The organism is Candidatus Chloroploca mongolica (assembly GCF_004762035.2).
In the GTDB taxonomy this organism is placed as follows: domain Bacteria; phylum Chloroflexota; class Chloroflexia; order Chloroflexales; family Chloroflexaceae; genus Chloroploca; species Chloroploca mongolica.
Genome location: NZ_SIJK02000114.1, coordinates 1 through 7,074 on the forward strand (window position 1 = coordinate 1; position 7,074 = coordinate 7,074).

Below are 7,074 nucleotides of genomic sequence, written 5' to 3' on the forward strand. Positions count from 1 at the left end.
TGAGCGATGCTGGCGGCCCAGCACGGCGGTTTTGATCGCCAGGGCCTCCTGGAAGGACTGGCGAGCGGCGGGGTAGTCGTCTTCGGCCTGCGCGACGTTGCCCAATGCGTGCAGGGTGATCGCCGTGTCGCGATGCTGGCGGCCCAGCACCTCGCTCCTGATGTCCAGGGCCTGCCTAAGATATTCACCAGCCCTGGCATAGTCTTCAGCTTCAATCAGCACAAGGCCCGCGCTATGGAGCAGCGCCGCTCCCTCACTGTCGTGTTCGGGGGCACCAGCATCAAGCAGATGCGTGATGTGTTCGCGAAACAACGGGGCCGATAGCTCGCCCTCATCGTCAAGGCGCTGGATGGTCTGCGCCAGCCCACGGGCCGCCCGCCGCCGGTCGCCGGGTTGATCCGTGCTTACGCTGCGTGCGTAGGCGATCATCAGGCGGTGGAGTTGGTAGGTGTCTGCGCTGCGCTCGATCAGGCCCAGTTCGCGTAGCAGCCGCAGGGCTTCCTCGCCGCGCTCGCGTTGCGATTCGTCCGCCGGATCTAGCCCAGTAGCCCTGAGCAGCACCTCAACCGGGATGGGTTGGGGCGCGAGTTGCGCCGCCGTCAGCCAGAGCATCCGGGCGCGGGCATGCTCCGCTTGCGCCCCCAGGCGTCCGTAGCTCAGCGCAAAGGAGGCGACGATGCTGGCCTGTTGGCCCTGCGGCAACCCCTCGGCCAGTTCGGGGCTCAGCGAGCGGTGTCTGATGCTTTCGGCCCGCAGCTGCGCGAGGTACTCCCCCAGGGTTGCGGCACTTCTGGCCAGATAGCCGCCGCAGAGCGTCAGGGCCAGGGCGTGACCACCCAGTTCGCCCACCAACCCCGCCGCTGCCTCGGCCTCGCGTGGATCCGCCAGCAGGGACTCAATGGGGCAGGCCCGCTCAAGCGCCCGTGGGCCAAGCAACAGCGCCTGACTCGCGTCGTCTAGCAGGACGCCCAGCGGGAAGGGGCGCACGCTGCTGCGAGGTGCCCAACTTTGGCGGCGCGTGGTGATCAGCACCCGGCTGCCGCCACCCCGCGGCCGCCACAACTCCAGCAACGCCGGGTCCTCTAGGTTGTCGAAGATCAGCAGCCGTCGCCCCGGTGTTTCCCAGATCGCTCGAACTTGTTCCGCCTGTTGGTGCAGGCTCAGGCGCGGGGCACGCTCGATCCGATCACTCAGCCCGTCGCTCCCGAAGCTGCGGCCCATGTTCATGAACTGTTCGTCCTGCCCTTCGTCGAACAGTTGGAGGCCACGCTGCCCACCGCAGGCCGCGACCTGGCTCACGACACCATCAGGGTTCTCCATGCTCAGCCAGAAGATGCCGTCGGGAAAGTGTTCGCGGTAGCGATGGACAAACTCGATCGCGAGGCGGGTCTTGCCGATGCCGCCAATGCCGGCCACCGCAGGCAGCAGGGCCGCACTGGTCGCGTGCTCGCCGGTCAAGGTCATTGCCAGTTGCGCTAACGCTTCTTCGCGCCCGACGAAGCCGGACATGGGCGGATGCGGCATGATGAAGGGTTGGTGAGCGGGGGTGCGGAGGCGTGCCCGGTCGGGGTAGTAGGCCAGGGTCGCCCCCGCCGAGCGGTCAAACCCATATTCGCCACTCTGCGCCTCGGTGAGGTCGTTCTGAAGATAGGCGTGGAGGCTCTGCCAGGTCACGCGTCCGTCATCCATGACCGCCGTACCATGCAACCCACGCAGCAGCGCCGCGCTGTACGCGGTGGTTCCGTCGCCTTCATAGGCTTTGTGCAGCGGGCTGACGGCGGCGAGGGCCTTGCGCATCGTCGCTCCTGTCGCCCCGTCGGCGCTGCGCTGGAGGTTCAGAGCCTCTTCGAGGCGCTTGACGAGATTGACGACGAGGGGATCGGGCGCGGCCTCGCTCACGGCACCCGCGAAGCAGCAATCGAGCACCAGCAACAGGCGATCAGGATCGTCGTGGCGCAGCACCGTCTCTTGGAGCCACTGCATCGAGAGGTGGGCGTTCGGGTCGTCGCGGGCGTCGCCGGGACGGAAGTTGTGGGTCACCAGGAAGACGTCGCTGCTCGAACGCCCAACCTCGACATAGCGCCCGTGACCGATGTAGTAGATCAGCAGCAACCCTGTGCGCCCGGCAGCGCGGCGGGCATCGAAGATCGCCCTGCGCACCGCATCGGTCGTCGCCGCAGCGCCCAGCAGTGGCCCATCGCCGTGCAGCGTAAAGCCGCATGCGGGCGCGACGAGGGCGCGGGCCACCTGCTGCGCCGTCTCCTCGGCAAAGCGCAACGGGGCCAACCCCGTCTCGGGGCCGCCGTTCACGCCGATTACCAGGGCGATGTTAGGTGGTGGTTCGTTCATAGCTTTTTTCGCAATCAGCTTTCAGCCGGGCAAGCTCGCGCAAAGCCGCAAAGTCGCAAAGCCGAACATTTTTTAACGCAAAGTCGCAGAGCCGCAAAGCCGAACATTTTTTAACGCAAAGCCGCGAAGCCGCAGAGTCGCTAAGGAAGGAAGATCTCAAAACCTCTGCGCCTTCGCGCCTTTGCGTCTCTGCGTTAAAGCTGCCCGGAACCTCCTCACAACAACCTCCCCTGCCCCTCCGGCTCACTCCCGCCCTTCTTCTTCCGCCCACCCTTCCCCGATCCCCGACCCCCGGCCCCCGACCCCCGATCATGCAGCCCCGCCTCCACCTCCTCCTTATACCGCTGATGATTCAACGCCAGCAGCCGATCCAACACCACTCGCCGCGCCGCTTCGCTGATCGTGTACCGCAAGCCCTGCTTCGTCTCGTGGAAGCCGTGCCCCAGGTCGAGATCCTCCCAGCCATACGCCGCCGCCACCGCGTTGTCCATCGCTTCGTGGAGCCGCCGTAGTTCGGCGATGTCGGCGCTGGTTTCGCTGGGGCTGTGGAAGCGGTTGTAGGTTTTGGTCAGGCCTTCTTGTCTGTCCAGCATGACCTTTTTTCGATGGGTGTGGTAGCGCTCTCCGATGGTTTCGAGGGTCTGGGGTCTGGGGTCTAGGGTCTGGGGTCTAGGGTCTGGGGTCTGGGGTCTGGGGTCTGGGGTATCGGGATGATGGGATTCAGGGAGCGGGGAGCGAGCATCGGGGCCGCTCTGTGCCTCTGCGCCTCTGCGCCTCTGCGTTAGATCGTTCTGGAGGGACGTGGGGAAGGGGAAGGTCTCGAAGCAGTCCGTGGGGGTGTACCTCATCCTAGTTTCTAAGGTTGAACCCTGAATTCTTGTCCAAACGTCGTGTATCGTACTTTGAATTAGTGCAAAAATAGCATCGTTTTCAGTAACAATAACAATAGTAGCATCAGAATAAATCACTTTACCACTTGACCATGAGCACGTTAAGTACTTTGACACCCGTGGTATAACCAATACACGGCTACTTTTTTCAATCTTGTGATACAGTTCAGGACGAAGGCGCTGAAATTGCCACCAATTTCTTCGCGTTCTTTCCTCTTGATGTGTCTGGCGATACGGATAGACACGCTCTCGTACAATGTTCAAACAATCCGGATATCCTTCTGCCTGAGTTAAGGTTCTCTCTCCGAAAGCAATTACCCATCTACTGGAAGTTTGATTAGGGTCAGAATTTACATCCTCCCCATTCAAATACGGGCGAAGAATCTCGGTATTCTTTTGATCTTTACTTTTCAAAATACGAGCCTCATCAGGTTCAATGACGAAGCCAATGCCGTCAAGCTTAGATCCATTAAAGCTCTTTCCGCTATTTGCATGCAACTGTTCCGGCTTGCTTTTCTGCTTGGCGATCTCAAGTGATGAAGAGATAGTATCAACTAAACTTCCACCTATTTCGAAGTTGCCCTTCCATGTCCCTCGGCGAACATGAATAACACTGACAGCAACAGCGGCTCCTCCGGGCCAAGACAGAGAAGGAATAGCGTTGTAAATCACCCCGCTATTACTCACAATGTAATCAAGCCCTGTTTCTCTGGTGTCACCTTGAGAAATGGTGTTTGTTGCAATCAGCCCAAAATCACCTTGTTTCTTTATTAGATCATAAGATCTAATAAAGAAAAGCGCACAGATATCAGCTCTGCCATGAAAAGACGAAAAAGTAAGCTGCAAATATTGTAAGTACGAACTTCCCTGGGTGGTACTAATCCTAGTTCCACCTAAGAAGGGTGGATTGCCCACGATCGCCGCAAAGCCGCCGCTTCGGATATCGGGTATGTCGGGTATCGGGGATAGGGTATCGGGTATGTTAGGGGTTGGGTGTTTTTGGGTTGCATCTGAATCCGATTTCATACCCGATACCCGATACCCCATACCCTCCTCTTCCAGACCCGAGACCCGAGACCCGAGACCCGAAAGAAACACCTCTGGAAACTCGAGGGGCCAGTGAAAGGGCTGCCGTCCCGCCAACAGCGCATCCGCCTCACGGCGCAGGGCCGCTAGCTCCTCGCGGTTGGCGTCGCCTTTCGGGGCACCGGCGCTGCCCTGGCGCACGGCCTCCCACGCTTCCGCTGCCAGCGACATGCGGTACTGGAACTCGTCGCTCAGCTCAGCGCGGCGCTTCTTCTCGGGGTGGAGCGCGGCGGCGACGAGCAGGTCAGCGGCCAGGCGCACCAGACCCAGCGCCTCCTCGGCCTCACGCAGCCAACCCGCCTTGCGCTCGGCGTCGCGCACATCGATCACCGGCGTCTCGCGGATCTTACGGCGCAGCGCACTGGCCCGCTGCAACGCCCGGCGCAGCGGCTCGGTCAAAAACGTCGCCGTCGTCGGCCCACTCGTCTTGCCCAGCGACCAGTGCAGCAACTGATCGATGTGGGCAAGGCCCAGCAGCGAATCGCCGGCGCGCAGGGCGTGGTCGAGGAACGAGAAGGGTCGATCCTTCTGCAACGTAATCAACCACAGCGACAACTTCGCCATCTCCACCGCTAGCGGGTTCTTGTCTACGCCGTAGAGGCAGCGATCGGCAATGAGACGGCGGGCTTGGGCGAGGCGTTCCTCGGGGTCTCGGGTCTCGGGTCTCGGGTCTGGAGGGCTGGTGCTCGGGGCTGGGGGCTTGGGGCTTGGGGCTAGCCCGCTCCGTCGGGTCTGGGCGACAGTGAGACGATCAGTCGGCGAAGCATCTTGCCGACTTCCTGCATAAGGTTCCAGGCCTTCTTGACCTGCTCGCGATCCACATACTCCAGCCGCACCATAATCTGGAGTTGCGTCTCCGCCTCTTGGAGCGACCCCTGGGCGATCGAGAGGTGATGGACGTACTCCTTGCGATGAATCCGGCCGTAGCCCTCGGCGATATTCGACGGGATTGAGATCGCGGCCCGGCGCATCTGACTCGTCAGCCCAAACAGCTCGGTCTTCGGCAAGTGCCTGGTCAGCAGGTAGATCTCCTCCACGAGATCCATACTCCGCTGCCACACCTCCAGGTCGCGATACGACTGTAGCGTCATCTTCAGAACCCTCCTCCCCCAGACCCGAGCCCCCAGACCCGAGCCCCTCCTCCGCCTCCCACGCCTCCGCCAACCGCTCACTCATATACCGACAAACCTGCACTAAAAATGCGCCACTGCCCATCGCCATGTCGCATACGTGCAGAGAAAGGATGTGCTCGGCAGAACGGAGGGTCCACGCTTCGCGGGGCAGGCCTTCAGCGGGGCCATGATAGACCAGGGGATCGAGGGTGTGCTGGACAATCGGCTCGGTGAGCGAGCGGGGCGTGTAGTGGGTGCCGCTGGTGCGGCGGTCGGTGCCGCTGGTGACATAGAGGCTGCCTGTGGTGATGACGACTGGACGCCCAAAGGTGTCGCGACGCAGCAGCCCGGCGAAGGGCCGCACCCGTTCGACCAGATCCGCATCATTGTCACAGGCAGCCCGCAAGGCATCGAGGTCGCGGGCGTCCAGCGTGATCGCGAGCGCCTTCTCCAGCGCACTGGCGGAGCGGCCGGTCACGTCGCGCAGGAAGTCGATGAGGGGTGCTGGGTGCTGGGTCTCGGGTCTCGGGTCTCGGGTCTCGGGTCTCGGATCTGGATATGATTCGTACTCCACGCTACCCGCCATACCCGCTATACCCGCCATACCCGAAATCCGAGACCCGAAGAGCGCCTCCAGGCGCGACAACGCCACCTCCGGCTCACGATCCTTACTGCCGACCAGCCCAAGCACCGGCTCAGCGGCACGCTTGGCCGTATGATCGAGCAACCCCTCGTAGACATGCCCAATCTGTTCAATATCGAGCGCACGGAAGGAGAGCCGCCGCGGCTCGGCGGGGCCACCGCCAGGAACTTTCACCCGCAGGATCTGGAGTGCCTCGAGCAGGTGGAGGACGGTGCGGTTGTCGACGGGCAGGGGACGGGAAACTTGGGTCTCGGGTCTCGGGTCTCGGGTATGAGCGTGAGCAGCCCCGATACCCGCGCTCCCAGAGCCCAGCCCTGCGCCCCCAGCCCCGAGACCCGCAATTTCAGACCCGAGACCCGAGACCCCAGACCCCAGACCCGAGACCCCAGACCCAAACGCCAGCCCTCCAGACCCGAGACCCGAGACCCGAGACCCGAGACCCGAGCGCCAGCCCTCCAGACCCGAGACCCCAGACCCGAGACCCCAGCCCCGAGACCCCAGACCCGAGACCCCAGCCCCAAACGCCAGCCCTCCAGACCCGAGACCCGAGACCCCAGACCCAGTCGCAAAGCGGCCCTCAAGGAACGGAAACCGCTCCGGATCAAACAGCGCTCCGCCATAGGCCGGCAGGCGCAGATCCTCGTGCTGCACGCCGCCAGAGACAGCGCGGAAGGTAGCCAGCAGACGGCTCCAGGCGTCATGGCGGCGCTCCAAAACCTCCTCACCGGTCTCGTCAGCGGCGGCGCGGAGCTGGGCGCGCAGGGTTGAGACGGCGTAGTGCTGGTCGTACATCGGCTTGCCGAGCAGCAGCAGATCGCGCTCCTCAGCCGAGAAGAGGAAGACCAGGCGCATCATGACCGTCAAGGCTGCCTCATAGATCGTCGCCTCAGTGACGTTGGCAAGCAGCGTGCGCCCGCCATCTTTATCAATGCGGTCGAGGGTGTTAAATGTCAACTAGATTTGCCGCCTGGTGTCAACTAGATTTGCCGGTTCC

Annotated in this window: 5 protein-coding genes; 2 read left to right on the forward strand and 3 right to left on the reverse strand. The window is 62.5% G+C overall.

The window, feature by feature from the left end:
• The 3 genes from EYB53_RS24630 to EYB53_RS24640 all read right to left on the reverse strand — a co-directional run.
• Window positions 1–2,349 (reverse strand): tetratricopeptide repeat protein (locus tag EYB53_RS24630; protein WP_135482149.1); only part of this gene is annotated, 2,349 nt, incomplete at its 3' end.
• A gap of 215 nt (window positions 2,350–2,564) precedes the next feature.
• Window positions 2,565–5,120 (reverse strand): type IIL restriction-modification enzyme MmeI, encoded by a 2,556-nt coding sequence (locus EYB53_RS24635; RefSeq protein ID WP_503827075.1) that lies wholly within the window; start codon window positions 5,118–5,120, stop codon window positions 2,565–2,567.
• Window positions 5,039–5,416 carry a four helix bundle protein gene (locus EYB53_RS24640; protein ID WP_205704005.1) on the reverse strand — a complete coding sequence of 126 codons (378 nt, stop codon included), beginning with the start codon at window positions 5,414–5,416 and terminating at the stop codon, window positions 5,039–5,041. The genes EYB53_RS24635 and EYB53_RS24640 overlap by 82 nt, the downstream gene beginning before the upstream one ends.
• Window positions 5,417–5,570: 154 nt before the next feature.
• Between EYB53_RS24640 and EYB53_RS27050 the strand changes: the two genes are divergently transcribed.
• Together EYB53_RS27050 and EYB53_RS27055 are read left to right on the forward strand one after the other, a co-directional pair.
• Window positions 5,571–5,999 carry a hypothetical protein gene (locus tag EYB53_RS27050; RefSeq protein WP_205712763.1) on the forward strand — a complete coding sequence of 143 codons (429 nt, stop codon included), beginning with the start codon at window positions 5,571–5,573 and terminating at the stop codon, window positions 5,997–5,999.
• Between the two features lie 858 nt (window positions 6,000–6,857).
• On the forward strand, window positions 6,858–7,061 hold the full coding sequence (locus EYB53_RS27055) for a hypothetical protein (RefSeq protein ID WP_209949641.1): 204 nt from the start codon (window positions 6,858–6,860) through the stop codon (window positions 7,059–7,061).
• Window positions 7,062–7,074: the final 13 nt, after the last annotated feature.

Bases quoted from the DNA above. Each gene is read 5' to 3' on its own strand.
- EYB53_RS24640 (WP_205704005.1), bottom strand. From the start codon at position 5,416: ATGACGCTACAGTCGTATCGCGACCTGGAGGTGTGGCAGCGGAGTATG.